Origin of the sequence: Streptomyces tardus (genome assembly GCF_018101125.2) — a bacterium.
GTDB classification, from domain to species: Bacteria; Actinomycetota; Actinomycetes; order Streptomycetales; family Streptomycetaceae; genus Streptomyces; species Streptomyces tardus.
Genome location: NZ_JAELVF020000001.1, coordinates 1,403,242 through 1,427,746, shown reverse-complemented (window position 1 = coordinate 1,427,746; position 24,505 = coordinate 1,403,242). Strand labels below are relative to the sequence as shown.

Genomic DNA, 24,505 nt, shown 5'->3' with positions numbered 1-24,505 from the left:
CGACTATGCGTTCCTAGAGGTCAGGCGGAACGATTCTGCTGGGCCGCGTCGTCCTTACGCGGCGGCGCCATCCTCGGCAGACGGGACGCGGGGTCTACCTGCGGCACGACGTCCGGAACAGCCGCCAGCGCCTTACGCGCATGAGGTACGAGCTGCACGACCTTCTCGGCGGCGTCGCGCGCCAGGTCGTCGAGGACCGACTGGTAGATGTCCCGCGTGATCCGCGTGTCCGAATGGCCGAGGGTCTCCGAGACGACCTTGATGTCGACGCCCGCCGCGAGCATCAGCGTCGCGGCGACGTGTCGGAGGTCATGAAGGCGGATCGGTGGAAGGCCGGCCGCCTCCACGAGGCGCTCGAACAGATCGCTGACCTTGCCCGGGTGGAGGAGGGAGCCATCCTCCTGGGTGAAGATACGACCGGTGTTCTGCCAGCCCTCACCCCACGCCTCGCGCTCGGTCTGCTGGCGAGCCTTGTGCGTGAGGAGGCCCTCGTTGGTCTCGCCGTCCAGGGCGATCAGTCGGAGGCCGCTGTCGGTCTTGGGCGCACCCTCGTGGACCTCCCAGCCGTCTTGGACGAGCTGCGTGGCGATGGCCAGCGAGCAGTGCTTCGCGGAGTAGTCCTCCCAGCGGACACCGCACGCTTCTCCTCGCCGAGTGCCTCGAAACGCAATGAGTCGCCAGAGCAAGTACAGCCGGTCTCCCGCGACGAAGTCGAGGAAGACGGCGGTCTGCTCCGGGGTCCAGACCATGACTGGCGACGGCCGCTTGCCGGTCTCCTGCCAACGAGCGATGCGCTCCTCGGTCCAGACAAGAGCCTTCGGCTTGGTACCGGGCAGCAGCTCGACGTGAGCGGCCGGGTTGAAGTCGGGCATGACCTGCTGAGCGATGGCGACGTTGAGCGCGGCCCGGAGCGTGTCGCGGATGTGAGGCTGGGTGTTCAGCCCGGTGACTCGACGGAACGGCGGCATCGCGTCGAGCTGTGCGCGGAACCACTTCCGGCGCGCCCGGTTCTCGGCTCCCTTGTTCGGGGTGGCCTTCAGCTCGTCGGCGACCGCGCGTCGCTGGGCGTTCTGCTCCTGGATCTCGATGTTCCGCTCGTTGATGGCGTCAAACATCTTGTCGATGTGGTGGACTCGGAGCTTGTCGAGGCGAAGGTGCCCGAGGTGCGGCTTGAGGTGGACGCGGATGTCGCATTCGTAGCGCGACGCACCGCCACGGCGCAGACGTTTCCGCCCGGCCAGCCAGGTGTCGAGCCACTCCCCGACGGTGGTCTTCGAGTTGAGCGACTGACCCGTCTGGAACCGGCGACGGGTCTCGTCGTAGTCCGGCAGAGGGGTCTTCTCCTTGACGCAGTCCTCCAGCAGGTCGCTGATCTGCGTCCTGCCCCATGCGTCGTCCTCTTCGGGAATCGCCATGAGGGCGCGGACCTTGCCCAGCTCCTCCTGGGCTTTGGTGGAGGTCTCGAAGCCACCACGACGGAACCGCCGTCGTCGGCCGTCCTGGGCGGGGTCCAGCTCCTGGAACACCCCGAAGGTCCCGTGCCGTCGCGACTGGAGCTTCGGGCACGACGCCCCGAGGTCCTTGCCGGTCTCGGGGTCAGTGCACCGGCACCGTCGCGTGATGGTGCCCTTCTTCATTCACGCTCCTCGGCCTCGGGGTGTATGTCGGGCTCGTCGACAAAGGCGAGTCGGTCAGGAAGGGCCGGAGGGGTGAGGCCGCGCTGACGCATCCGCTCTCGGTACGCGCGCAGCTCTTGGGCGTCCTCGAAGGCGTGCGCCTCGTATCCCTCGGCCCGCTCAAGAAGCGTGGCTCGGCGACTGCGGTCCAGAGTGGTGCTGGCTACTCGTCGCCGCTCCTGCGCCAAGTCGTACGAGGACATCGACGCGGCAACGAGGTCGCCATGGTGTCGGAAGCTGTCGAGCACGTCCCGGGGCGAGCCCTCGGGGGCCGCATCATCCAGAGGTGTCTCACCGGTGAACCACGCGACCGCGTCCCAGGTGGACAGCTCGCGGCCCGGCAGAACCTCGACCGCCGCCGAAGAACCGAGCGGGAACAACAGGGTGACCGGCGGGACGTCCAGTACGTCGGCAAGCATGACGACGTCCGCCACGCTGACGCTCGTCTTGCGTCCGGACTCCAGGTTCTTGATCGAGTGCTCGGTGATTTCCGGCATGCCGCGGGCCGCGCACTCCTGCGCGACCTCGGCCATCGTGAGGCCGGCGGCCCGGCGCGAGTCTCGTAGGCGCTGAGCGATCCGACCGGTGAACGCTGTCGACCATTGATCAGGTGTCATGGTGACACCCTAAGAAGCGAAAAGGCGCTGCCGCAACTCCGTGATACATCTTTCGCGTCACTACGGCACGCGTAAACGTCAGGAGAGCGTCATGGCAGCACCTAAGACGGCAGGAGCGGAGCGAGGACTGACGAGCGACGAGCTGCTCGCTCTTCCGGCGGTGATCGATCTCGACACCTCGAACAAGGCGCTGATGATCGGACGGTCCACCGGGTATGGGCTCGCCAAGCAGGGGGAGTACCCGGTCAGGGTGCTGCGCCTAGGGAACGCCTACCGAGTGGTCACGGCCGACCTGCTGAAGTTGCTGGGCCTTGAGCGCCAGCAGCCCGGCGGCAGTCGAGAGCCCGATGGCAGCGAGCGGCACGACCTCGCCGCGTAGGGGAGTTCCGCGCACCCCTCGGAGGCGAGCTGCGCGGTCCAGTGGGCCGAAGTCCGACGGGTACGTTCGGCCCGGATCCGGGCGACCAGCGCTTGTCGACTGCGTCAGCCCTCTGGGTAGGGTCGCGGTACCCGAGCTGGAGAGGTAGCCGCATGGACCCCGAGATCGTGATCGCGCAGACGACGAGTGACAACGAGGAGCAGGCGAAGACCCTCGCCAGAGGCGCTGTTGAGAGCAAACTGGCGGCGGGCGTCCACATCGATGCGCCCATCACCGCCTTCTACTGGTGGCAGGGGAAGGTCGAGGCGGCTCAGGAGTGGCGGATCTCCTACATGACGTCGTCGGATCGCCTCCCCGCGCTAGAGGCATGGCTGCACGAGAGGCACCCGTACGACGTCCCCCAGTGGGTCACGCTGCCTGTGACCGGAGGGTCGGAGGCGTACCTGTCCTGGGTCGTCGACGAGACGCGCCCGGGGTAGAGGTCTCCACTACAGCGCCTTGCTCTCGCTGAGCCTGTGCGCTTCGACGCTTCACAGCGTCGCGAACGTCAGCAGGTGGCTGGCCAGGTCATGCTCAGTGTCGGGGAGCCCGGCAGCGATGGCCTGAGCCCGCTGCCGGCCCATGGTGTTGGGCTTCGACTCCGCCGCTGCGGCGAACTGGTGCGCTACGTAGGCTCCGCGATCTATGTCGCCGCCGCGCAGAAGGGCGGACGCCAGGTCACCCAGGACGACCACGCCGGACTCGGGTAGTTCGCCGCCGAGGCGCTTGACTGCGGAGTCGGCCGTGGCGGTCAGCTCCTGACGCGCGAGTTCGCCATAGACCGAGAGGGTTAACGAGTCCATGCGGTATGGCGTCACGAAGCGGACCCACGCCTGCTCGCTCGTATGGTCGGCGAAGTCATAAGCGAACTTGGCCTGATCGAGAGCACGAAGGGCGCCAGCGTCATCGCCTGACTGGGCGGCTTCCTCCGCGTACCGGCCCAGAGCCCACGCTGCGGCGGTTGCGTTGCCGCGTCCGCGTACGTCCTGAGCTGCCTGCGAAAGCATCTCCAGCGCCTTCGCCGGGCTGGGGGCACCGTAGCTCGCGTAGCCCAGAGCGAGAGCGCGCAGCGGAGGGTGTCCGGCCCTTTTCGCGCACTCCGAGGTCACTCCGTAATAGGAAGTGGCCTTGTCCTGCTGGCCGAGGTCCCAGGCGACCCACCCAGCAAGAGCGGCAGTCTCCCCGGCCGCGATGGTCAGGGCTCGCTCGTGGGCTCCGGCGCGGGGAAGGGCTGCGGTGATCGCGTCCAAGTGCGCCTCGACGCGGGACTGCAGGCTGAGCGCACTCTCGTTCAGCTCGTCCACGTGCAACGTGGCGGCATGATCAATAAGCACCGCCGCGGACTCAGGGTCGATCTTGGAACCCTTGCTGAGTGCGTAGGCCAGTCGGCCCCAGGGCTCGGCAGCCGCAGCCGCACCGACGACTGCGCCTCCCAGCAGCGTTCGGCGTTTCACGTCGTCCAGGTCCTCCGCCTCGGCCTTGTTCTTCTCTCGCCGCCTGGCGCGGGCGGCTTTCGCCTCGCGCAGTAGCGGCTCCAGCGGGACGCCACAGGCCAAAGCGATGTTCCCCAGGGTGTGGTCCGTCGGAACGTTCGCACCGTTCTCGTACCGGTTCACCTCCCGGCGGGTCACCGTTGCCCGGCCGGAGGCGGCGTTGATCGCACCGGCCTGCTCGTCCTGCGTCCGATTCGCGTTACGCCGCAGGTGACGGAGCAACTCGGCAAATGGATCCACCGCCATGAGTCTGACCCCTATCCGTGGGAGAAAGCCAATACTCCCCTCAACTCCCCCCCTGATTTTCCCCCCTTGACAAAGATTTCCCCCCTCCGGTTTCCCCTGTCCCGGATCGCGCAGCCACGGTGCGATGTGCTCATGACCACGCACCGGACAGCAACGCCGCCCCGACCTCGGGGCGACGACGGTGGCGCCCACGCCGTCGGCGCCTCAACCGCTCGGTGTCCGCTGGCCTCTCACGTCTTCGAGATGGCCATGGAGCCGGTAGATGTGCACGTCGCTCAAGCGCGACGAACGACGGCCACCGTGTTGAAGCACTGGTCGTTGCCGGAGACGCCGGCAGAGGACGCCCGGCTCGTCGTCTCGGAGTTGGTGTCCAACGCGATCATTCACGGTTCCGGGGACGTCCGACTGCGACTGCGACTGCGACACGACGAGCACGAGCTTCGAATCCGAGTCACCGACGACAGCACGGCACCGGCGAGGCGGCGACGTGCGAGTGCCGCTGGCCTCGGCGGTCGAGGGCTGCACCTCGTCGCCTGCTTGTCGCTTCGGTGGGGCGTCGCGGACGGCGGCCGGACGACGTACGCGGTCATCCCCACTCTCACGGAGGCACCCCCATGTCGCCGCACAACGCACTCAAGCACGGAGCCGACGTGTTGAGCCTCGTCGCCTTTGATCGGGGGCGAGAGAAGCACACGGGCGGTGGGGCGCCGACCGCTGGCCGTGACTACCCGAGCTGGCCTCGCACCTCTGCCCAGGTGAAGCGCCGGTCCCGAGCTGGCCAACTCCGAGGCGTGCGCCAGCACTTCTACCGTCAGACCGTCGGCGCGCAGGCCGATCAGCCGCTGCGCGTGCTGGCGTACAGCCTGGTACCGAGTCCGAGGGCCCGACCTGACGAGGACTGGGGGACGCTACAGGCTGAGGCCGACCAGCTCGGTTACGCGATCACCGCCCGGCTCCACGATGTGGCGGTCCCGGTGACCACGACGTACCTCCCGGCATCCAGTGCGAGCCAGGGCGTCTACACGCCGCCTTGGGATCGACCTGGTTGGCGGGAAGCCGAGCGACAGCTCCGAGAGGGCTTGGCCGACGGCGTGCTCGTCCTCGACCGGCACAACATCAGCTCCGATGACGACGAGTACCACGCCGTGATCAAACACCTGGGCGAGCACTGCCGGGCGTTTCTCCACCTCGTGATCTCCGAGGAGCCCGTCGCGCCAACTTGAAGGCGGCCGCTGCGCTGGATGGACAGGAAGGGCTGGGGCTGGCGGCAGATCAGCGCCCAGATCGCCCTGATCGTCACCGTGAGCGTCGTGCTCGTCTTCACCTTCAAATACACCTGACCGAGGGCTGACCATGACTTTCGAGGGACACATCGATCGTGCGCCGCGCCTCCTGCCGCACCGCGAGCAGGGCGAAGCGCTCCTCGCCATCAGGGAGGCCGCCCCTTCGGCACCCAGCGAAGAGGGGATCGACCTCTTCGCCGTGCCCGCTGGTGAGGTTCAGGGGCGTGGCTTCGACCTCTCGCGCTTTCACCGGCTCGCGCGCCTGCTGGCCGTGCCGGACCGATTGACCTCGCCGTCGGCTGAGGGCCCGCCGGACGCGGCCTGACTCTCCTCAAGCGAACACGACGGCGACCACCACTGCCCCGGATGCCGCCGCCGGTTGCCGCACCGCCCCATCCATCCCCGAGTAAAGGTCGCAGATGAACCGTCCCGTTCTCGCTCTGGCCACCACCATCGCCCTCGCGTCCGCGCTGCACATCGCCCAGCGTCGCCAGCAGCACCGCCAGTCCCTGGAGTTGGCAGTGCACCAGGCTCACGGCCGCATGCTCGAAGTCGCCACCACCCACCCGGACTTGGACCCGATCTGGGTGCGCAACCACCCCGACCACGTCAAGGACGACGAATCGGGTCCGCTCCTGATGTGCCAGTGGTGGCTTGAGTTCTGGCGCACCGGCCTCAATCTCAGGGTGTTCACCCCCGCCATCCTGCGGCAGAACGCGCGGAACTTCATGCAGGACCCGACGGCCCTCAAGGCGTGGGCTTTGACCCGCCACGGGCGTGCTCTGCAGTCCCGAGGGCGATGGGACCGCTTGCACGTGGCGCTGCTCGACGCGGCGTTCGAGGAGGCCGGCGGTCCGTCCCAGTACCCCGAGTTGGAACTTGCCCCGGCTTCGGCCCTCTGAGGCACGACGACACCCTGACGAGAGGATGATCATGACCGTTCCCGCTTGCGGATCGCCACCCGCCCCGGCCGCGCCGAGCGACCACGGGTCGCGCGCTCTTCTCCTCGACCTCGACGGGGTCCTCCTCGACACGCGTCCCGTGATGCGGAGGGCGTGGCAGAGGGTCCAGGAGGTCCATGGCGTCGCGCTCCCGTTCCGTGACTACGAGCGCCACCTGGGTCGCGAGTTCGGGGACATCATGGAGCGCCTGGGCGTGACCGATGCCGAGGCGGTCCGTAGGACGTACGAGGCGGAGTCCGTGGCCACCGCGCACCTCGCGGAGGAGTTCGCCGGCATCGTCGAGACGCTCCACGCCTTCGTGGCCGCCGACTGGCGGCTGGGCGTCGTGACGTCCAAGCACGTCGACCGGGCGGCCCCGCTCCTCGCGCGCCTCGGGTGTCCCTTCGCGACCATCCGCACGCCCGCCGGCGCGGGCCGAACGAAGCCGGCCCCGGACCCGCTCCTCCTAGCACTGGTCGACCTGGGAGTCGACCCCGCCTCCGCCGTCTACGTGGGTGACATGGCGGTCGACCAGGAGTCGGCCGCACGTGCCGGCGTCCCTTATGTGCACGCTGGGTGGGGCTACGGGCAGCCGACGGCTCCCGCCCCGGAGACGGTCTGGTCCCCCAGGGAACTGCTGAGCCTCCTCCCCGCCAAGCAGCTCGTCGAGGGGAGCACGGTGTGAGCCCCCGCACCAGTGGTGGCCTCGGCCTGGTCCGCTCCTCCAACGTCGGGAAGCCGACGTGGACTCTCGTCGGAACCGGCGCCCTGGCGCACGCGCGAACCGACCACATCCACACGACGGAGCTTGATGCGACGGCCGTCGACAAGCAGTTACTGCGCTCCGGCGTCGAAGACGTCATGGAGGCCGTCGACCGCTACAGCGCCAAGTGGGCCGCCACCCCGGGCGGAGCCGACTGGCTCCACGTTCAGCACGTCCCCGTGCGACGCTTCGTCGCCGAGATCGTGCGCAAGCTCCTGGCCCTGAACTCCTGGGCACCGTTCGCCTCCGCCCCAGGGCCCCTGATCCTGGCCCCCTACGAAGGTCTCGTGGGACTGCGTTCGAGCAGCTCGCGGGAGTACCTGGCCTACACCGTGACATGGTCCGGCGTCGCGTACGTGCTCGGTGCTGCGGCACCGCACAACCCGACCCGCTCCGCCCAGCTCCGGAACCGCGCCCGGACGAGTACGGCGAACGCGGAGCCGAGGCCGCTCCCCTCGGATCTCGGACGGCAGGACGTTCTGGCGCTGTCGTGGACCTCCCGCCATGCCGCCACGCTGACCCCCGTTCTCGCCGAGCTGGCGCGAGGCGGCCAGAGGAGCCTCCTGCTCGATCTCGCCACTGATGCCGCCGAGCGATGCAGCGCGGGACCGGCAACGGGTTTCGAGCTGCGAGCGGCTCCGAGCGACCTCTTCACCATCTCGGGCACCGCCGAGGGCCTCCACCGCCCCGACGACGAGCACGTCGTCCAAGTGGAAGGCCACGGAATCCAACTTGCCCGGCTCGTACGACTCTTGTCCGTTCTCTTGGAGACCAGCGGGGGCTGCACCCAACCGTCGTGGCGGACGGTGGTGCGGGCGGAGAGCTGGCTCGACGACATCCTGTCGACCACCCGGCCGCACACCGTCCTACTGAGCAACGACACCAGCCCGCTGGGCGTGCTGGCCGCGCACGCCGCCGAGCGGCACGGAGCGAACTCGGTGCACGTCCAGCACGGGGCGTGGACGCCGGAATCGGTCGCCTGGCCGGCCCTGCACAGCCGCGACATCATCGTCATGGGCGAGCGGGACCTTGCCCTGGGCCGAGGGTGGGCGCGCCACCCCGAGGCCGAGGTGCACGTCCTCGGGCAGCCCCGCTTCGACGTCCTCACCAGCCTGAGCCGCCAGACACAACGGCGGTACCTGGAGAACCTGCTCGCTCCGGGGGGCCGACGCGCGCCGACCCGGATCGCGGTGTGGGCCTGCCAGCCCTTCAACCCCGATCACCTCAAGTCCCACGTGGACCTCCTCCTGGACGGGCTTGCCGAGGCGGACGGCGACTGGGGGCTCGTCATCGCTCCACACCCGGCGCAGGGAGCCGACGCCTTCACCGCTCTGATGAAGCGGGACGCCGGGCCGCCCATCGCGGTGGTCGATCCCCGAGTCGGAGCCCGAGGCTGCCTCGCCGGCGCGGACGTCCTGGTGAGCGCGTACTCGACGTGCGGGATCGAAGCCGCGCTGCTCGGCATCCCGGTCCTCGAAATCGGCCCGCCGGGCGAACGCACCCTGGGCCTGACCAGTCACGGACTGGCGACCCGGTGCGAGGCCGCCGATGAGGTCGCCGAAGCACTTTCCGGCTTGCGCGCGGGCCCTGCGCCGATCCCGCGGGCGGCCCTGGACGCGGTCTGCCGGTGGCGCGGCGACAGCGCCACTCGGATCGCCCGGCTCATCACCGACCGCGCCACCTCCGGCCCGAGGGCCGACGACTCCACCCACCACCACCCGGGCGCCGCTGCGTCGCCCAAGGACGAAGGAGCATCCGTCCGATGACATCCCTCACGGCCGACAGCATCGCCGAGCTGTTCTCCGGCGCCGTCACGCTGGCCAAGTCCGGCGAGAAGATCAGCCCCCGGGGCATGGCCACCCACGAAGTCCGCGATGTGCACCTGCTGCTCACCCAGCCGCGTGCTCGCCTGCTCTACGCCCCGCCCGCCCGCATCGTGAATCCGGCCTTCGCCGTGGCCGAGACGGTCTGGCACCTGTCTGGCTCCGACGCCCCGTGGATCTTCGACTACAACAACCGGCTGCGGCAGTTCGCCGACGAAGGCGTCCTCCTGGGGGCGTACGGCCCCAGGATGCGGAACTGGGGTGGCAAGGTCGACCAGCTCGCCCGCGTCGTCGAGATCCTCCAAGCCGACCCCGACTCCCGGCGAGCCCTGATCCAGCTCTACGACCCGGCCCAGGACGCCGCAGGGCACAAGGACGTGCCGTGCACCCTCGGGTTCCGGTTCCACCTGCGCGCCGGCCGCCTGCACATGGCGACCATGATGCGCGGCCAGGACGTATGGATCGGCATGCCGTACGACGTGTTCTTCTACACCGTGCTGCACGAGCTGGTCGCCGGATGGCTCGACGCCGAACTCGGCGAGTTTCACCTACACATCGGCTCGCTGCACATCTACGACGAGCACATCGAACAGGCCGACACGCTCACCTCGCTCCCGGCAAGCGGGATCATGCCCGACCTGCGAACACCCTGGAACGGCTTCGACGGCCTGCTCGACCAGGTCGAGGCCCGTGACGTGACCGGCCACCCCGGCTGGGACGCGATGGCCGAGACGCTGCGCAGCTACCGGTTGTGGAAGGACGGCAAGCGCGAGCAGGCGTGGCGGGCGGCCGACACGATCGACGGGCCCCTCGGCCAAGCCCTCACCGCCTGGTACGGAGAGCTGGAGCGGCGCTCGACCAATCGCGCCGCGACGGCAGGGGCAAGGTGACCGCCGCCATGAAGCGCACCCCCTCCGTCGTCCTCGGCCTGTGCTCGTACACCCACGACTCCTCGGCCGCCCTTCTCGTCGACGGTGAACTCGTCGGCTTCGTCGAGGAGGAACGCCTCTCCGAGCAGAAGCACACCAAGCTCTACCCGGCTCGCGCCGTGGGCTGGCTCCTCGACCAGGCCAAGCTGAGCGCCAGCGACGTGGACGCCGTCGCTTACAACTTCCAGCCCGCCCGCTACCTCGCCGAGTCGCCCGTCGCCCTGCGCATGGCGCTCTCGTCGGCCACACGCGACCGCAGCCTGGCTCGCGCCCACGGGTTCGCCAAGGTCGCCCTGCGCACCCGGCGGCGGCTGCGCGTCCTCGGCAGCCAGTTCCCCTCGGCCCGCGTCACATCGGTCCTGCACCACCGAGCCCACCAGCTCACGGCCTACGCCGCCTCCGGCTGGGACGAAGCGGCCGTACTCGTCGTCGACAGCCTCGGCGAGCGGCAGACCACCACGATCGCCCACGGCCACGGCGTTCAGCACCCCCGCGTCCACACCCTGGAAGCGATCAACGACCCGGCCTCCCTCGGCTACGTGTACGGCGCCGTCACCGAGCACCTGGGCTGGCGGCGGGGCGACGAGGAAGGCACCGTCATGGCGCTGGCCGCCCTCGGCGACCCAGCCCGCTTCCGGCACCTGTTCACCACGGCCGTCCGCACGACGGCCACGGGCTTTCGCATCCACCCCGGCTACTTCCCGACGCGCACCCTCAGCTCGGGATACCCGAGGACATCCCGGCGATTCGTCGCCGAGACCTGCCCCGAGCGGCACCCGAGCGAGCCGCTCACCGACGTCCACCGAGACCTGGCGGCTGCCCTCCAGGAACGGACCGAGCAGGTGATGGTTCACCTTGCCCGCCGCGCCCGTGTGCTCACCGGCTCCCGGCGCCTGTGCGTGGGCGGCGGCGTCGCCACGAACTGCGTCAGCATCGGGAAGATCATCGAGGCTGACATCTTCGACGAGGTGTTCGTCCCGCCGGCGCCCGGAGACGCCGGAACCGCCATCGGGGCCGCCCTCGCCGTGCATGTCGATGGGCGCAGCCCTCGCCCGGTCGCCGGCATCGCCCGCCGCTGTTACCTCGGCCCCTCCTACGAGGACCAGCCCCTCGACCTGACCCCCTGGCCCGGCCTGAGCCAGAAGACCCTCGGCATCGAGACCGCCGAGTTCCTCGCCGACCAGCTAGCCCACGGCATGATCGCCGGACTGTTCCAGGGAGGCGTTGAGGCCGGGCCGCGTGCCCTGGGCAACCGCTCGATCCTCGCCTCCCCGCTGGAGCCCGGCGTCGTCGAGCGGCTCAACGCCACCGTGAAGTTCCGCGAGCCGTTCCGGCCCTTCGCCCCCATGGTCCCGGCCGAGCGCGCCGCCGAGTTCTTCACCCTCGGCCAAGCGGCCCCGTACATGTCCATGGCCTCCGGGGTGACGGACCTGACGCACGAGCGGGTGCCGGCGATTGTGCACGCCAACGGCACCTCCCGCCTGCAGACCGTCACCCGGTCGCAGAACCCGTTCATGCACGCGGTGCTGACCGCCTTCGGCCGCCGAACCGGCATCCCCGTGCTGATCAACACCTCGCTCAACGTCAAGGGCAAGCCGATCTGCGGGACACCCGAGATGGCCCTGGACTGCCTGGCCAACTCCGGCCTCGACGCCCTGCTCCTCGAAGGGCGGTGGATCACCAAATGAAGATCGGATACAGCTTCTGGGGCTTCCTCGGCAACGGTGTCACCGACACTCCCGACGGAGGCCGCAGCCACCGCCGCCCCTTCATCGACGCCCTCCTTGCCCGCGGTCACGAGATCGTCTTCCTCCAAGCCGACCGCGACCGCCTCGAAGCCGGTGACGACCTCGGCGGCGCGTACACCTTCGACGACGGCTTGCCCGGCATCGACGCCCTGTTCCTGGAGTGGCGCTGGGCCATCCCCGGCCGCAGCACCACCGTGTGCGGCAGCGAGGGGCACACCTGCGACCTCCACCGGCAGGCACAGCTCATCAACCACTACACGGTCCGGTCCCAGACGCCCACCATCATCTGGGACAAGGACCGCACCCTGCGCGCCGAGAGCGTGTGGCGCCGTACGGCCCACACCCGCGTCTGCGAGGCCGCGCTCGCCCCGACGCTCGGCGCGCACTCGCTGCTCTTCCCCGTCGCCGAGGACCTCCTCGCCCAGGCTGATCCCCACACCCTGGCGGCGCGGCCCCGGGATCTCGCGCTCGGCTACGTGGGCAACCAGTACGACCGCGACGAGCCCTTCGACCGCTTCTTCGCCCCGGCAGCCGCCCGCGTCGAGCACCTGGTCGCCGGGAAGTGGGCGAAGACCGGCCGCTGGCCGCACGTCCGCTTCGCGGGCCGGATCCCGTTCGAGGACGCCGCCGGCGTCTACGGCCGGTCCCTGGCCACGGTACTCATGCTGCCCGAGCGGTACGCCGCCGTCGGGCAGATGACCCAGCGCATCTTCGAGGCCGTGCTCGCCGGCTGCCTGCCGCTGGCCCCGGCGGACATCCGCTTCGCCGACCGGTTCGTCCCGAAGGAACTGGTCGTGCGCTCCGGCGACGACGTCCTCGAACGCCTCTCCTACCTGAGCGAGATCGCCGGCACCGAGCAGCACGCCGCCCTGATCGCCGCATGTGTGGACCGCCTGCGCCTGTTCGGCCTGTGCAGGCAGGTCAACACCCTGGAGTCCGTCCTGCACGGCCTCCTCCAGACCACGGCGACCGAGCGGGGAGCTGCCTGATGCAGACCGCTCGATCGACCACGGCGCGCGGGTCCTCCGGGCGCGTCCCGGAGGATGGGTCCGCCGGACACCCGAACCTCTCTACGCTGGAGCACCATGAAGAAGGTCGCCATCGTCGGCTGCGGAGGCAGCGGCAAATCCCACGTGGCCCGCGAACTGGGCAGGATCCTCGATGCCCCGGTGACGCACCTGGACGCCGCGTTCTACGACGGCGAGTGGAACCCGTTGCCCATGGACAAGTTCACCGACGTCCAGCGCGAGCTGGTCGCGCAGCCGCGGTGGGTGATCGACGGCAACTACAACTCGACGCTGCAGGTACGGCTCGAAGCCTGCGACACGGTGGTCCTGATGGACGTGTCGACCGTGGCTGCGCTGTACGGGATCTTCTCCCGGCAGATCCGGCACGGGGCCGGACACAAGGGCAACGGGGTGCACAACCGCATCCACTGGGGCGTGATCAAGTACGTCGCCACGTACCGGCGCAAGATGCGGCCCCGCGTGATGGCGAAGATCGAGGAGTTCGGCTCCGGCGCCGATGTGGTGCTGCTGGCCAACCGGCGCCAGACGCGCCGCTGGCTGCGGAAGGTGGCCGCCGAGCAGTCCTGACCGGTCCGTGCCCCCGGTCAGGGGGTGCGGCATGAACGAGCCCAACCCGTTCCTGGACCCCGCCCGGCAGTCGGAGTTGTACGGACACGCCTCGCGGCTGGCCGGGCGGACCAGTGCCCTGATGCGCGCCAAGACCGCCGGACACCCGGTGCCCGAGACGATCGTCAGCCTGGTACAGACCCACCACGCCCGGCCAGACCGGCTCGGCGTGGTGCTCGACATCGGCTGCGGTCGCGGCACGAGCAGCCTCGTCATCGCCGAGCAGCTCCGGCCCAAGCACGTCGTGGGCCTGGACGCCGCCCCCTCCCTGCTCGCCCAGGCCCGCGAGCGCGCCAAGGACCTGCCCGACAGCACGGTGGAGTTCGTCGAAGGCGACTTCCATGACCTCCCTCTGCCCGACGGGTCGAGCGACGTCGTCGTCGCGGCGTTCTGCCTCTACCACTCGCCGCGCCCCGAGGACGTCGTCGGGCAGATCGCCAGGGTCCTCGCCCCCGGTGGTGTGGCCGTGCTCGTCACCAAGGGCCTCGACAGCTACCGGGAGATGGACCAGCTGGTTGCCTCCGCCGGTCTCGATCCGCGTGCCGCCCAGCACGAGAGCCTCTACACCGCAGCCCACAGCGGAAACCTCGCCGTGGTGGCAGCCTCCTCGCTCGACGTGATCGCCGCCCTGGACGAGGAGCACGTCTTCACCTTCGACGGCCACGACCACTCGGCGCAGTACCTGGCCACCAACCCCAAGTACGACCTGGCTCCCGGCTTATACGGCAACCCCAGGGCCTTGGCGGCGACCCTGCACGAGTTCCTTCCCGACCAGCCGCTGACCACCCGGTCCCGGATCACCTTCGTCGTCGCCCAGCCGAAGGAAGTAGGTGAGCCGGCATGAGCCCCGCCCCGTTCACCAAGCACTACGCGGAACCCGAGCGCGCGGCAGGGGCGGTGCGCCACTACCGGTGGCTTACCGCGCACGCCAAGCCGCTGCGGCAGCCGGCCCTCCACACCGCCGGACCGCAGTCCCTGACGTTCGAACGGATCGAGGGCCGCCCCGTACGCCCCGAGGACCTCCCGCGCGTGGCGGAACTGCTCGGCCACGCCCACGGTGCCGCCTGGGCCAGCGACCTGCACTCCGCATCGCTGGACACCCCGCACCACTTCCGGGACGGCACGCAGTTCGACGACTACCTCGGTCCCCGGAGGGTCGCTCTGCGGCGACGCCACGAGCAGGGCTACCTGCCGAACAAGACGGCACTGCACGCGATGCTCGGCCTGCTGCAAGCGACCGCCGAGGGACCTTGCGCCTTCTACAAGGACAGCAACCCGCGGAACTTCATCATCACCACGCAAGACATCGTTGCCGTCGACACCGACGACCTGTCCCTCGCCCCGCTGGGCTACGACCTCGCCAAGCTCGTCGCGACGCTCCACCTGACCTACGGGCCGCTCACGGACCAAGCCGTCACCACCGCCCTGCTCGCGTACAACGCGGCAGCCCGACGCCACGACGCCCGGCTGGGCACGACGGACCGGGGCCAGCTCGACAGCTTCCTGGGCCTGCACGCCGTGCTCACCGCCCCGTACGTCGGCCGCAACGGCTACCACTACAGCCTGCCCCTCCGTTTCAGCCACCGAGGAGCCTCGTGATCACCACCGAACTCGTCTTCGTCCGGCACGGCCAGGCCCAGTGCAACGCCGACGGCCTCGTCGGGGGCCCGCGCACCTGCACCGGCCTGACCAACCTCGGGTACGCGCAAGCCGAACAGGCCGCACGCCGCCTGGCCACCGAGCACCTTAAGAAGCCCTTCGACGTCATCTACACCGGCCCGCGGATCCGCCTCGTCCAGACCGGCGAGATCATCGCCCAGACGCTCCAGATCCCCGTGCACCACGACGACCGACTCGACGGCCCGGTCCACGGCGACGCCGACGGCCGGCCCTGGGACGCGGTGAAGACGGCCGCCGACGGCGGGCCGCACGCTCACCCCGACACGCCCTGGGCCAACGGCTCCGACACCTGGAACGGGTTCCTGGAGCGCGCCGGCAGGAACCTGAGCCAGCTCATCGAGGAGAACCACGGCAAGCGCGTCGTCTTCGCCGCCCACGGGGAGACGGTGATCACCGCCCACACCCTGCTGCTCGGCATCCCGATCGGCTCGCCGTCCGGGTTCACCCACAACCACGCCTCCATCACCCGCTGGCAGCACCACCGCAACCGCCTGGGCCAGACCCGCTGGATGCTCGACCGGCACAACGACACCGAGCACCTCAGTCTCCTCACGCCGGAGCCGACTCCGTGATCGCGACCGCGGACGACCCCCGGATACGACTGGCGCACCACCTCCTCGGCGCAGTCGACATCGCAGCGGACCCCGCGCTCCGGCCCCGCGTCGTACGCCTGGTGGCCGGTGACGGGCGTCAGTACATCGCGAAGCAGCACGCGGAGCGTGACCGGTACGCCGGAGAACTCCACGCCTACAGGGCGTGGGTCACCCATCTGACCGGCCATGCACCGGGGTTGGTCGGCCGGGATGATGCCACCCACACCCTGCTGCTCACCGCACTCGCAGGCGACCGCGCGGACACCTTCGCTCCGGGCTCGCCCGAGGAGGAGCTGGCCCACCACGAGGCCGGGCACGTGCTGGGCAAGCTGCACCGGGCCACGGCCATGCCCCAGGGCGGTGCCGTCGGCGCCTCACTCGCCGAGCGGTTCCAGGGGTGGATCGACCGGGCCGTCCGAGCCGACCTGCTCGACGCGGCCGAGGAGAACCTGCTGAAGCACCACGCGGTCATCCTGGGGACTAGCCACATGGACAGCGCGATCTGCCACCTCGACTACCAGCCGCGCAACTGGCTGCTCGGCGACACCTTCGGCATCTACGACTTCGAGCACATGCGACGCGACGCCAGGGTCCGCGACTTCGCCCGGCTCGAATTCCGACGCTGGCAGGCAGCCCCCCACCTCCGCACCGCCTTCTTCGACGGCTACGGACGCTCGCCCAACGACCTCGAACGACGCCTCCTGGAGTCCTTCGGCGCCATCGAGGCGGCCACAGCCCTGGTCAAGGGCCACCAAGAGGACGACGCCGCGCTCAGCGCGCACGGCAGAACCGTCCTGTCGCGGCTCACCTGACCAGCCCCTTAGACGACACCACTCTGGAGATCTCCGTGCCACAGCACGAGCAGCCCCCGACCAGCGCTTCGCCCCGACGGGCCGTGGTGACCGGCTCCGCCGGATTCATTGGCTCCCACCTCGCCCACGCCCTCGTCCAGGCCGGCACCACCGTGATTGGCGTGGACCGCCGAGACCCGTCTACCGACCCGACGGCCGCCGTCAACCTCGCCGCGCTGCGGGGTCGCCCGGGATACCACCACGTCACGGCCGACCTCCTCCACTGCGCGATCGACCCGCTCCTGATCGACGCCGATGCCGTCTTCCACCTCGCCGGCATCCCCGGCGTACGGCCCTCGTGGGGACCGCAGTTCGGCGACTACCTCGCGTCCAACGTGCTGGCCACCCACCGCGTCCTCGAAGCCTCCACCCGGATCGGCGTATCCCGACTCGTCGTAGCCTCCTCCTCCAGCGTCTACGGCCCGACCGACGGCGAAGCGAGTCGCGAGACCGACCGCCCCAACCCCGCTTCCCCGTACGCCGTGACCAAGCTGGCCGAGGAGCAGCTCTGTCTCGCCTACGCCGAGCGCCCCGTCGGCCCCAGCGTGGTCGCCCTGCGGTACTTCACCGTCTACGGCCCCCGGCAGCGTGCCGACATGTTCACCCACCGCGCCCTGTACGCCGCCCTGACCGGACAACCCCTGCGCCTTTACGGAGACGGTCACCAGCGCCGCGACTTCACCTACATCGACGACGTGGTCGCAGCCACGATCGCCGCCGGCACCGTCCCGAACGCGCACGGCACCATCAACGTCGGCGGTGGCTCGAGCGCGTCCCTGCTGGACGTGATCAACATCGCCAACAGCCTCACCGGCCGCGAGATCCAGCTCCATCAGGACCACGTGCGCAACGGGGACGTCCTCCTCACGCGTGCCGACCCCGGCCGTGCGGGAGAGGTCCTCGGCTGGCAGCCGCGCGTCGACCTCCACAGCGGACTGCGCGCTCACATGCAGGCGCTGGCCTCCCCGGTGCCGGACTACAGCCGTGCCGCCTAGGCCGTGTTTTAGAACTGGTCTCCGGGTCTTGCCTTGCGGCGTGATGATCATGGTGTGGGGCGAGGGGATCTTTCTGATGAGCAGTGGTCGGTGCTGGAGCCGTTGTTGCCGGCGGTGAGGTTGGGTCGTCGGCCGCAGAACCGTCGGCGTTTGATCGACGGGGTGCGGTGGCGGGTGCGGACCGGTGTTCCCTGGCGTGATCTGCCGGGCGAGTACGGACCCTGGCAGACCGTGTATGGGCTCTTCCGCCGGTGGCAACGCGAGGGTGTGTGGGTTCGGCTGCTGGCCTCGCTCCAGGCGCGGGCCGATGCGGCCGGGCTGGTCACGTGGGAGGTGAACGTCGACTCCACGGTCTGCCGGGCTCATCAGCACGCCGCTGGTGCCCGCCGAGACGGGGTCGGGCAGAAGGAGCCGCCCGGCGGGGTCGGCCAAGAGCCGGACGATCACGGCCTGGGACGGTCCAGGGGCGGGTTCAGCACGAAGATTCATCTGGCCTGCGAGCAGGGCCAGAAGCCGCTGTCGCTGCTGGTCACGGCAGGACAGCGGGGTGACAGCCCGCAGTTCGAACCGGTCCTCGAAGCGATTGGGGTGCCCAAGGTCGGTGGCGGGCGCCCCAGGCGCAGGCCACTGCGGGTGCGGGGTGACAAGGCGTACTCGTCTCGCGCGAATCGTGCCTACCTGCGCAGACGCGGGATCCGGTGCACCATCGCCGAGCCGGCCGATCAGATCCGCCACCGCAAGCGTCGAGGCCGTGTGGGCGGCAGGCCACCGGCCTTCGATCGGGAGGACTACAAGGCCCGACATGCGGTCGAGTGCGGGATCAGCCGGCTCAAGCAACACCGGGCGGTGGCGACGCGTTACGACAAGCTGGCGGTCCGCTTCGAGGCCACCGTGCAGATCGCGGCGATCCACCAGTGGCTGTGACCCATCGGCTGGTCGTCCGGCCGTGCCATCCTGGCCACCGGTTCGATCAGCACGCACATGGGGAGGACCTGTGGCCGCCGGGCACTACTGCGCCGACAGCGAGAACGGCGACCACGTCGACGACCCGTCCGAGGATGCCCTATTCATGCTGATCAGCGATCTGAACGACAGCGACAACACCTTCATCGTCATCCAGCCCGACGAGGACGAGCCAGCCTGGTTCGCCTCTGTCTCCGTCCTAGACGAGGACGGATTCGAGATCGTCCGCCACGACACCACCTGCCGCGAGCACGACATCGCCATCGAGAACCATCGTGACCGGATCGCGGGCGACCTCACCAAATGGCTGGCCGCCCGCGACTTCTAAAACACGGCCTAGGACCTCAAGAGCTTCGATGGGCTGGCCCCAGGCGTTCTCGATCATGGCCGTGGCCTGGTCGAGCATGGTGGTGGTGGGCATGGTGGAACTCCTGTTGGGCGGGGACGGTCGCGAGTGGAGTGCGGCCTGGGGTGGGAGTCAGCGTCCGCGCCGGGGCGTCGGCGAGCTGGCCGGCAGCCGGGCAGAGGTCGCGGGCGGGGGGTGTCCCGTCCGTTTCTGCGCCGCCCCCGTGGAGCGGCTCTGCGCGGCCATCACCCGGAGGTCGGCTGCTGTGCGTGGTGCCCGCGCGGCACGGTGTACGGCCTGGGTGACCGCGGTGCGGCGTACGTCCAGCGGAGTCGGAGCGCGCGAAACCTGAGCCTCGGCGATCGGCGTGGCCGAAGCGACAGGGGTCATCGTGACAAGGTGTTGCATCCGCCGGTCGACTTGGTGGCGTTCACGGACCACCGGGGTCGACTTCGCCATCACAGCGGCGGTTGCGGCGATCAAGTGGGACGGGGTGCGGGCCGTGAACGTCGCTTCGGCACGAGTGCCCCAGCCCGGCGGGCCAGCCCACAGCTCGACGGTCGTGCGGTCGGAGCCGTAGCCGCGCCGATCGATGAGGATGCCCGCTTGGTCGTCAGGAGCGATGATCTCGACGGTGCCGAGTTCAGCAGCTCCGTCAAGGTTCCAGCCGGCATCGGTCAGCGGCCGGACGGTGTCCCTCCAGGGGACGGTTGGTCCTGTCAAGAAGCGGCCGGGGGTGTCGGAGGCGATGGCTTCGTCGTAGTCCTGGACCAGTGCGGCGGTGAGGCCGGCGGCCATCTCGGCCGGGGTGACGTGGTTGAACGTCGCCGTCCAGCGAGGCGCCGAGAAGGCGTCCTCAGCTGCGCTGATCTTCCACAGTTCGAAGTCGTCGCCGAACCAGCCGATCCGAATCCGTTGGTCGGGAGAGGTCACGAGGAGCTGGCAGGGGCCCTCATCGAGGTACTGATGGGGCCAGTGGGCGACGGGCGCGAAGCCAGCCTCGCCGGTCCCGTTGGAACCAGCCAGATACATGGGGCTGACCAGTACCTCTTGGTACCGGGTCGGGTCATCAGGGGCGTACATGGTCGAGTCTCCGGAAGCGAAGGAGGAGAACGGATCCGCGTATGCAGCGGCGGGAGCCGCCGGAGCGCACGCGGATGCCGTAGTGGCGGCGAGTGGCCTCTCGTTCTCACCCCCGTCACCGGCCCCGGCCCCGGCCCGGTGCCGACTGGGCGGTCACGGCCGACGGCACCCGCGGTTCCGGCTGAGGCGCGTGGCTGAACATGACGTTCGACGCGGCGGCGCTCCGTCGTAGGGCCGCCGCGGTCCGGGCGCTGTCGGCTCCCGCCCCCAGCGGAATGCCGACGTGGGTGCGCGTGGCTGCCGCTGTCGGACGCGGTGCCGCTGTTCCACCTCGCAGCGCGAAGGGCTGGCTCCAGTGCTCGACACTCGCGTAGACGGCCCCCAACGCCTGGCCGGCATCGGTGAGCACGTACGGGTCTCCGTGCCGGGAGCCCGTCCGCGTGACCAGGCCATCGGCCTGAAGCCGGACAAGTCGCTGCCGTGCGAGGCCGTTGTCCAGACCGGCCGCCTCGGCGATGTGAACGAACCGCATCTGGCCGTCAGCCGAATCGAGGGCCTGAATCACGGCAGTTGAGTGCCGAAGATGCAGGCGGCGCAGCGCGTCCTCGACACGCTCGGCTTCGGCCATCGGTTCTTGTGTCAGGTGGGTGCGGGACCAGTCCGAGACCGTGCGGAGGACGGGGGCCAGAGACGTGCCGAGCGCGCTGAGCCGGTACGGCGCACCCCGCCGGTCGTCCTCGCGGATCACCAATCCGTCAGCGTGCAGCGTGGCCAGCCGTTTGCCGACGAACTGCTCACTGACGAAGGGGAGCTGCGCAGCAACGTCGCGGACGCGCACGGGGCCGTTCACCTGGGCCAGAGTCATCGCGGTCCAGGTGGTCCACTTGGGCCCGATCCGGGCGAGAGCCTGCTCGACGCGCTGGGCGTCGATGGAAGCGATGGAGAAGGTGGGAGGCAGGCCGGGGGTAGCCATGGTGGGGTCCTTATCGGGATGAGGTCAGCGTGAGCGGGGGGTCGCGAGGGAGGTCCTGGCGACGGGCACGGCGGCCGGGTCGGAGAGCGCGCCTGACGTGGTCCGCGTGGTGGTGCGGCCGAGGGCGGCGGACACCCGGGAGGTCGTCGCGCGACCATCCCGCAGGGCGGCTTCCCCCTGCGCAGTGAGCGAGAGGAGCTGGCCGGGCCGGTACACGTTCTCGGTGATGTCCTGATGCAGTAGCCCGTCGGCGACCAGCCGCTGCACGGTCTGCGGGAAGATCGCCGGGTCCTGCCACTGGGCCTTCCCCCGCGAGATGTACGGGTCCTCGCCGATCGCGTTGCGACGAAAGCGAACACCTCCGGCCGCAACCGCTTCGAGGGCTACCAGCCCGCGCCCCCCGGCAACGGCCCAGTCGTCGTCCCGGTGGGGCCGCGTCTTCTGGCCCTGCCCGTGGCTCCTGTTGGTCGCGCGTTGAGCAGGCTCGGGCGAGGAAAGAAGCCGGCGGTAGGCGGACAGGGACTCGACGAGCTGGCTGTACGCCCGGTCTTGCTGCGCCAGAACGTCTCCGAGTTCGGGGAGTGCTGTCCGCAGCAGCGCGTACGACACCTGGGCTCGGCCGCCTTCACCCCGACCAGTGCCTTCGAGCAGCCGCTGAGCGCGCTGGACCGCGTTGAGCACGCTCTCGTGTCGCTCGTCCAACGCCGCTGCGGCTTCGATGACGCGTGTAGCGGCCTGGTGCAGCGGCTCCTCCGGACCATGTGCGAGGGCGTGCACGCTGACATCCCCGACACCGAGCACTTCGACGACGAGATAAGGCCCAGGGTGTGTGTCTGCGTCGTACGGGTTCACTCCGTTGCCTCCATCCGGGCGAGCAGGGAGCGGACCAGAGCGGGCAGGCTCCCGGGATCGTTGTCGAGCCGAGGGCGGTCGCTCACTTCGCTGAGGAGATCGGCGTCATCGAGCAAGCCGCTGGAGATCTCCATGCAGGCGTCGGTGATCCGGGCGGCGGCGAGCAGCGACTGGGAGAGAACCTCGACGTAGTCGTCCGGCGCGAGACCGGCCACCTCGGCTGCGTTGCGGACCGCCTCCAACTCAAGTGCGTTGAAGGCGAAGTCGAACTCGTCGTCCCGCTCAGTACCACCGGGCGCGGCGACGATCGGAGCGCAAGGCTCCGTAGGGATGCCCACGCGGGTACAGATCTCATCGACCGAGGAGGTCAGCTCGGCGAACGACTCGGTGAGCCACCCCAGCGCGGAGGCGTAGGAGGCCAGAGCGAACAGGCCCGCCGAACCAGCAGGGCGGGGCTCGGTGGCCACGAAGCCCTCGAACCGGTCGTTCAGCTCGGTGATCACGCGGGGCCCAGCGGCCAGCGGACCCAAGACGGGATGCAGGTAGGAGCGGGCGGCAGCCGTCGGGTACTCGGCGGCAGGGATGCCGCCGACGTTCTGAGCGGCCTCGGTGAGGAGGTCCGCCAGCTCTGAACGAGTCAGCGCAGTACGGTCGTTGGTCATCGCTGGGCGACCTTTCGAGAAGCAGCGGCCGAGGGCGGCGCTGGTGACGGGGCAGCCGCGCGGCCCGTTGTCGGCCGTTCGGTGGTGAGCGTCGAGCGAGACCGGGCGGCCTGCACACGGGCCTCCGTGGCGGAGTCCGGGCCGACCCCTTGCTGGGGGCCAGTCCGCAGGTGGGCCGCGCGGTAGACCGCGTAGTCCTTCCGGCTGCCAGCCGCCACGAGGTAGATCTCGCGCTTGTGGGTCGAGGTCGGTGGCGCTTGACGGAACTGGATGACCAGCCGGTAAGAGACCTCCGGGTCGACGTACACCTTGTGGAAGCCGGCGAGACGGCCCTTCAACGGCAAGCAGTCGTCGCTTCCGTGGACCAGGTTCTGCAGCTCCAACAAGGCCAAATCGCGCATCTCGGGCGGGAGTTCCCGCAGGTCGGCGATGGCGTCAGGGTGCGCGGCGAAGGCGAAGCGGGCGTGGCTCACAGCAGCCTCCCCTGAACCGCGCGCTGGACCGGTGCCTCCGCTGTCGCGCGGGGCGCGTCGAGCCCGGTCTGTGGTGTCGGAGAGGTTCCGGCGGACCGGGAAAGGGCGATGCGGGCGATGCGGGCCCGGACGACAGCACCGTTGTGGTCGCTGTACTCCGGAGGCTCGGGCAGCGGTTCGCTGCGCTCGTCCAGCCAGGTCTGGGCGACGCCGACGTCGGGGAAGGCGCCTTCGCGCATCGTGTACGTGCCGGCATCGTGGTTCCACTCCTCGTAGAAGAGGCGAACCGGTGCCTGGGTGGCCTGGGAGTCGTTGACGAGTGTCCACGCCTCGCTGGGGTTGTCGTCGGAGGTGTAGGTGTCGAGGACCTCGTAGCGGGTGCCCGACTTCTGGATCTGCTGTTTCACCTGGAGGGTGAGGTCGTCGGCGGGCTCGATGTAGTCGCCACCGCGCAGTGCGATCCGTTCGAGCGGGCAGCCGCGTTCTGCCAGCCAGTTCTGTGCGAAGGACGCCGTGGCGTGGTGACTCGTCTCGAACGTGAACGCGGACTGCCGCAGATCCCGAGCGACTGCGATCGCAACGAGCTGTGGCTCGCCGGGTATCCCCCAGGCGACCGATCGGTCGTGGGCGAGGACGAAGCTGTGCGAACCGTTGGGCGTGGTGTGGTGCTGGGACAGCACCGTCAAGTCGCCAGTCCAGAGGGCCTCCATCGCTTCCTCGGAGTCGTCGTCGACTGGCGAGAGAGCGTCGAGGCCGAAGTCGAGAATGTCGTTCATGCCGCCGCCCCCGCCTGCTCGGGCGCCGGGGTGGCCAGCACCCGGTGATTGGGGCGGGTTGCGTTGGTCGTGCAGGCCGCGAACGGTCCGTCGGGCGCACGCAGGTGCGCCAGGGTTTGGTCCAGGTGGTCGCGGTGCCAGGTCGAGGGGCCGGACAGGCCGGCCTCCGTGTCGGTGAACTGCTGCCAGGCGAGCCAGAGTGCGTGGAGCCGGGCGACGGCCTCGGGGTGTTCGTGCCAGTGCGCGCACCAGGGACGGCTCGTGCTGATCTCCCGGCCGTACACCGGCAGGAAGAGGTAGTTCACCCAGTCGCTGAGGGCAGCGAGTTCGACGGCATATTCCTTGCCGCCCAGGGCGAGGATGAACACCGAGGTGGGGCCGTCGCGCTTCTTCCCGTCAGCCGCCTCGGCTTCCGAAGCGCCGTCCGGCGGCTGGATGGCGCCGGATTCGGGCTCGGAGCCGAGGCGGTCGAGGATGACGCCGTGCTGCCTGACCTCGGCCATGGTCTTGGCGAGGGTGCTGGCGAGGTCGTCGAGGTCTGCGTCGGGGACGCGGTACGGCTCGGGGCCGGGGGAGGTCTGGCTGGTGTCGGCCATGGGGGTGTGCTCCATCTGTGAGACGGCGACATGCCCGAGAGGATCCGGAGAATCAGCGGTTTGGTCCGGCCGGAGAATCGCGGTAGTGGAG

Annotated in this window: 29 protein-coding genes; 19 read left to right on the top strand and 10 right to left on the bottom strand. The window is 69.8% G+C overall.

The annotated features are described in order from the left end of the window. Positions 1–20: 20 nt before the first annotated feature. Complete coding sequence (locus JGS22_RS06220) at positions 21–1,637, bottom strand: tyrosine-type recombinase/integrase (protein ID WP_211042583.1); 1,617 nt, start codon at positions 1,635–1,637, stop codon at positions 21–23. Continuing rightward, a complete protein-coding gene (locus tag JGS22_RS06215; protein WP_096624663.1) occupies positions 1,634–2,293 on the bottom strand; it encodes a helix-turn-helix domain-containing protein in 660 nt (219 codons plus the stop codon). Before JGS22_RS06215 ends, JGS22_RS06220 begins: the two co-directional genes overlap by 4 nt. Before the next feature lie 91 nt (positions 2,294–2,384). Here JGS22_RS06215 and JGS22_RS06210 point away from each other — a divergent pair, with 91 nt between their 5' ends. Next, positions 2,385–2,672 (top strand): hypothetical protein, encoded by a 288-nt coding sequence (locus JGS22_RS06210; protein ID WP_211042582.1) that lies wholly within the window; start codon positions 2,385–2,387, stop codon positions 2,670–2,672. Between the two features lie 152 nt (positions 2,673–2,824). Next, positions 2,825–3,151 carry a divalent-cation tolerance protein CutA gene (gene cutA / locus JGS22_RS06205; protein ID WP_211042581.1) on the top strand — a complete coding sequence of 109 codons (327 nt, stop codon included), beginning with the start codon at positions 2,825–2,827 and terminating at the stop codon, positions 3,149–3,151. Positions 3,152–3,202: 51 nt separating this feature from the next. Here cutA and JGS22_RS06200 read toward each other — a convergent pair whose 3' ends face one another. Continuing rightward, positions 3,203–4,450 carry a helix-turn-helix domain-containing protein gene (locus JGS22_RS06200; RefSeq protein ID WP_211042580.1) on the bottom strand — a complete coding sequence of 416 codons (1,248 nt, stop codon included), beginning with the start codon at positions 4,448–4,450 and terminating at the stop codon, positions 3,203–3,205. A gap of 132 nt (positions 4,451–4,582) precedes the next feature. On the opposite strand from JGS22_RS06200, the gene JGS22_RS06195 reads away from it, so the two are divergent. The 17 genes from JGS22_RS06195 (at position 4,583) to JGS22_RS06115 (ending at position 18,981) form a co-directional block, all read left to right on the top strand. Further along, complete coding sequence (locus JGS22_RS06195; protein ID WP_308405539.1) at positions 4,583–5,107, top strand: ATP-binding protein; 525 nt, start codon at positions 4,583–4,585, stop codon at positions 5,105–5,107. A gap of 134 nt (positions 5,108–5,241) precedes the next feature. Beyond that, positions 5,242–5,673 (top strand): hypothetical protein, encoded by a 432-nt coding sequence (locus JGS22_RS06190; protein WP_224354190.1) that lies wholly within the window; start codon positions 5,242–5,244, stop codon positions 5,671–5,673. A gap of 130 nt (positions 5,674–5,803) precedes the next feature. Then, positions 5,804–6,058, top strand: coding sequence for a hypothetical protein (locus JGS22_RS06185; protein WP_211041862.1), 255 nt, complete (start codon positions 5,804–5,806; stop codon positions 6,056–6,058). 94 nt (positions 6,059–6,152) lie between these two features. Then, positions 6,153–6,635 carry a DUF6082 family protein gene (locus JGS22_RS06180; protein ID WP_211041861.1) on the top strand — a complete coding sequence of 161 codons (483 nt, stop codon included), beginning with the start codon at positions 6,153–6,155 and terminating at the stop codon, positions 6,633–6,635. A 31-nt stretch (positions 6,636–6,666) separates the two neighbouring features. After that, a complete protein-coding gene (locus JGS22_RS06175) occupies positions 6,667–7,359 on the top strand; it encodes an HAD family hydrolase (RefSeq protein WP_236073047.1) in 693 nt (230 codons plus the stop codon). Continuing rightward, positions 7,356–9,203, top strand: coding sequence for a glycosyltransferase family protein (locus JGS22_RS06170; protein WP_211041859.1), 1,848 nt, complete (start codon positions 7,356–7,358; stop codon positions 9,201–9,203). Before JGS22_RS06175 ends, JGS22_RS06170 begins: the two co-directional genes overlap by 4 nt. Continuing rightward, positions 9,200–10,150: a thymidylate synthase gene (locus tag JGS22_RS06165; protein WP_096624679.1), complete on the top strand. Its 951-nt coding sequence runs from the start codon at positions 9,200–9,202 to the stop codon at positions 10,148–10,150. The genes JGS22_RS06170 and JGS22_RS06165 overlap by 4 nt, the downstream gene beginning before the upstream one ends. Before the next feature lie 8 nt (positions 10,151–10,158). After that, complete coding sequence (locus tag JGS22_RS06160; protein WP_211041858.1) at positions 10,159–11,877, top strand: carbamoyltransferase family protein; 1,719 nt, start codon at positions 10,159–10,161, stop codon at positions 11,875–11,877. Beyond that, entirely contained in the window at positions 11,874–12,926 is a 1,053-nt protein-coding gene (locus tag JGS22_RS06155) for a glycosyltransferase family protein (protein WP_211041857.1), read from the top strand. The genes JGS22_RS06160 and JGS22_RS06155 overlap by 4 nt, the downstream gene beginning before the upstream one ends. 96 nt (positions 12,927–13,022) lie before the next feature. Beyond that, on the top strand, positions 13,023–13,532 hold the full coding sequence (locus tag JGS22_RS06150; RefSeq protein WP_211041856.1) for a P-loop NTPase family protein: 510 nt from the start codon (positions 13,023–13,025) through the stop codon (positions 13,530–13,532). Between the two features lie 31 nt (positions 13,533–13,563). Beyond that, complete coding sequence (locus JGS22_RS06145) at positions 13,564–14,415, top strand: class I SAM-dependent methyltransferase (protein WP_211041855.1); 852 nt, start codon at positions 13,564–13,566, stop codon at positions 14,413–14,415. Continuing rightward, on the top strand, positions 14,412–15,170 hold the full coding sequence (locus JGS22_RS06140; RefSeq protein WP_211041854.1) for a phosphotransferase: 759 nt from the start codon (positions 14,412–14,414) through the stop codon (positions 15,168–15,170). Before JGS22_RS06145 ends, JGS22_RS06140 begins: the two co-directional genes overlap by 4 nt. Beyond that, positions 15,167–15,823: a histidine phosphatase family protein gene (locus tag JGS22_RS06135; RefSeq protein WP_211041853.1), complete on the top strand. Its 657-nt coding sequence runs from the start codon at positions 15,167–15,169 to the stop codon at positions 15,821–15,823. Before JGS22_RS06140 ends, JGS22_RS06135 begins: the two co-directional genes overlap by 4 nt. Next, complete coding sequence (locus JGS22_RS06130) at positions 15,820–16,656, top strand: aminoglycoside phosphotransferase/kinase family protein (RefSeq protein ID WP_211041852.1); 837 nt, start codon at positions 15,820–15,822, stop codon at positions 16,654–16,656. Before JGS22_RS06135 ends, JGS22_RS06130 begins: the two co-directional genes overlap by 4 nt. Before the next feature lie 35 nt (positions 16,657–16,691). Beyond that, positions 16,692–17,690 (top strand): NAD-dependent epimerase/dehydratase family protein, encoded by a 999-nt coding sequence (locus JGS22_RS06125; RefSeq protein WP_308405538.1) that lies wholly within the window; start codon positions 16,692–16,694, stop codon positions 17,688–17,690. Positions 17,691–17,744: 54 nt separating this feature from the next. Then, positions 17,745–18,614 (top strand): IS5 family transposase, encoded by an 870-nt coding sequence (locus JGS22_RS06120; RefSeq protein ID WP_211043814.1) that lies wholly within the window; start codon positions 17,745–17,747, stop codon positions 18,612–18,614. 70 nt (positions 18,615–18,684) lie between these two features. Further along, on the top strand, positions 18,685–18,981 hold the full coding sequence (locus JGS22_RS06115) for a hypothetical protein (protein WP_211043812.1): 297 nt from the start codon (positions 18,685–18,687) through the stop codon (positions 18,979–18,981). A gap of 150 nt (positions 18,982–19,131) precedes the next feature. On the opposite strand, the gene JGS22_RS06110 is transcribed toward JGS22_RS06115, so the two are convergent. The 7 genes from JGS22_RS06110 to JGS22_RS06080 form a co-directional block, all read right to left on the bottom strand. Beyond that, positions 19,132–20,082: an SPDY domain-containing protein gene (locus tag JGS22_RS06110; protein WP_211042639.1), complete on the bottom strand. Its 951-nt coding sequence runs from the start codon at positions 20,080–20,082 to the stop codon at positions 19,132–19,134. Between the two features lie 115 nt (positions 20,083–20,197). Then, the gene (locus JGS22_RS06105) at positions 20,198–21,055 is read right to left on the bottom strand and encodes a winged helix-turn-helix transcriptional regulator (protein ID WP_211042640.1); all 858 of its coding nucleotides are present in this window, start codon (positions 21,053–21,055) and stop codon (positions 20,198–20,200) included. A 24-nt stretch (positions 21,056–21,079) separates the two neighbouring features. After that, positions 21,080–21,907 carry a large ATP-binding protein gene (locus JGS22_RS06100; RefSeq protein ID WP_211042641.1) on the bottom strand — a complete coding sequence of 276 codons (828 nt, stop codon included), beginning with the start codon at positions 21,905–21,907 and terminating at the stop codon, positions 21,080–21,082. After that, positions 21,904–22,569, bottom strand: coding sequence for a hypothetical protein (locus JGS22_RS06095; RefSeq protein WP_211042642.1), 666 nt, complete (start codon positions 22,567–22,569; stop codon positions 21,904–21,906). The genes JGS22_RS06100 and JGS22_RS06095 overlap by 4 nt, the downstream gene beginning before the upstream one ends. Next, on the bottom strand, positions 22,566–23,042 hold the full coding sequence (locus JGS22_RS06090) for a type II toxin-antitoxin system RelE family toxin (RefSeq protein WP_211042643.1): 477 nt from the start codon (positions 23,040–23,042) through the stop codon (positions 22,566–22,568). Before JGS22_RS06090 ends, JGS22_RS06095 begins: the two co-directional genes overlap by 4 nt. Further along, the gene (locus JGS22_RS06085; RefSeq protein ID WP_211042644.1) at positions 23,039–23,818 is read right to left on the bottom strand and encodes a glycosyl hydrolase; all 780 of its coding nucleotides are present in this window, start codon (positions 23,816–23,818) and stop codon (positions 23,039–23,041) included. Before JGS22_RS06085 ends, JGS22_RS06090 begins: the two co-directional genes overlap by 4 nt. After that, on the bottom strand, positions 23,815–24,414 hold the full coding sequence (locus JGS22_RS06080; RefSeq protein WP_211042645.1) for a DUF4913 domain-containing protein: 600 nt from the start codon (positions 24,412–24,414) through the stop codon (positions 23,815–23,817). Before JGS22_RS06080 ends, JGS22_RS06085 begins: the two co-directional genes overlap by 4 nt. Between the last annotated feature and the right edge of the window lie 91 nt (positions 24,415–24,505).

Excerpts from the sequence above, each read along its gene's own strand:
- JGS22_RS06220 (WP_211042583.1), bottom strand. The coding sequence starts at position 1,637 with ATGAAGAAGGGCACCATCACGCGACGGTGCCGGTGCACTGACCCCGAG.
- JGS22_RS06215 (WP_096624663.1), bottom strand. The coding sequence starts at position 2,293 with ATGACACCTGATCAATGGTCGACAGCGTTCACCGGTCGGATCGCTCAG.
- JGS22_RS06210 (WP_211042582.1), top strand. The coding sequence starts at position 2,385 with ATGGCAGCACCTAAGACGGCAGGAGCGGAGCGAGGACTGACGAGCGAC.
- cutA (WP_211042581.1), top strand. The coding sequence starts at position 2,825 with ATGGACCCCGAGATCGTGATCGCGCAGACGACGAGTGACAACGAGGAG.
- JGS22_RS06200 (WP_211042580.1), bottom strand. The coding sequence starts at position 4,450 with ATGGCGGTGGATCCATTTGCCGAGTTGCTCCGTCACCTGCGGCGTAAC.
- JGS22_RS06195 (WP_308405539.1), top strand. The coding sequence starts at position 4,583 with ATGACCACGCACCGGACAGCAACGCCGCCCCGACCTCGGGGCGACGAC.
- JGS22_RS06185 (WP_211041862.1), top strand. The coding sequence starts at position 5,804 with ATGACTTTCGAGGGACACATCGATCGTGCGCCGCGCCTCCTGCCGCAC.
- JGS22_RS06180 (WP_211041861.1), top strand. The coding sequence starts at position 6,153 with ATGAACCGTCCCGTTCTCGCTCTGGCCACCACCATCGCCCTCGCGTCC.
- JGS22_RS06175 (WP_236073047.1), top strand. The coding sequence starts at position 6,667 with ATGACCGTTCCCGCTTGCGGATCGCCACCCGCCCCGGCCGCGCCGAGC.
- JGS22_RS06165 (WP_096624679.1), top strand. The coding sequence starts at position 9,200 with ATGACATCCCTCACGGCCGACAGCATCGCCGAGCTGTTCTCCGGCGCC.
- JGS22_RS06160 (WP_211041858.1), top strand. The coding sequence starts at position 10,159 with ATGAAGCGCACCCCCTCCGTCGTCCTCGGCCTGTGCTCGTACACCCAC.
- JGS22_RS06155 (WP_211041857.1), top strand. The coding sequence starts at position 11,874 with ATGAAGATCGGATACAGCTTCTGGGGCTTCCTCGGCAACGGTGTCACC.
- JGS22_RS06150 (WP_211041856.1), top strand. The coding sequence starts at position 13,023 with ATGAAGAAGGTCGCCATCGTCGGCTGCGGAGGCAGCGGCAAATCCCAC.
- JGS22_RS06145 (WP_211041855.1), top strand. The coding sequence starts at position 13,564 with ATGAACGAGCCCAACCCGTTCCTGGACCCCGCCCGGCAGTCGGAGTTG.
- JGS22_RS06140 (WP_211041854.1), top strand. The coding sequence starts at position 14,412 with ATGAGCCCCGCCCCGTTCACCAAGCACTACGCGGAACCCGAGCGCGCG.
- JGS22_RS06110 (WP_211042639.1), bottom strand. The coding sequence starts at position 20,082 with ATGTACGCCCCTGATGACCCGACCCGGTACCAAGAGGTACTGGTCAGC.
- JGS22_RS06105 (WP_211042640.1), bottom strand. The coding sequence starts at position 21,055 with ATGGCTACCCCCGGCCTGCCTCCCACCTTCTCCATCGCTTCCATCGAC.
- JGS22_RS06095 (WP_211042642.1), bottom strand. The coding sequence starts at position 22,569 with ATGACCAACGACCGTACTGCGCTGACTCGTTCAGAGCTGGCGGACCTC.
- JGS22_RS06085 (WP_211042644.1), bottom strand. The coding sequence starts at position 23,818 with ATGAACGACATTCTCGACTTCGGCCTCGACGCTCTCTCGCCAGTCGAC.
- JGS22_RS06080 (WP_211042645.1), bottom strand. The coding sequence starts at position 24,414 with ATGGCCGACACCAGCCAGACCTCCCCCGGCCCCGAGCCGTACCGCGTC.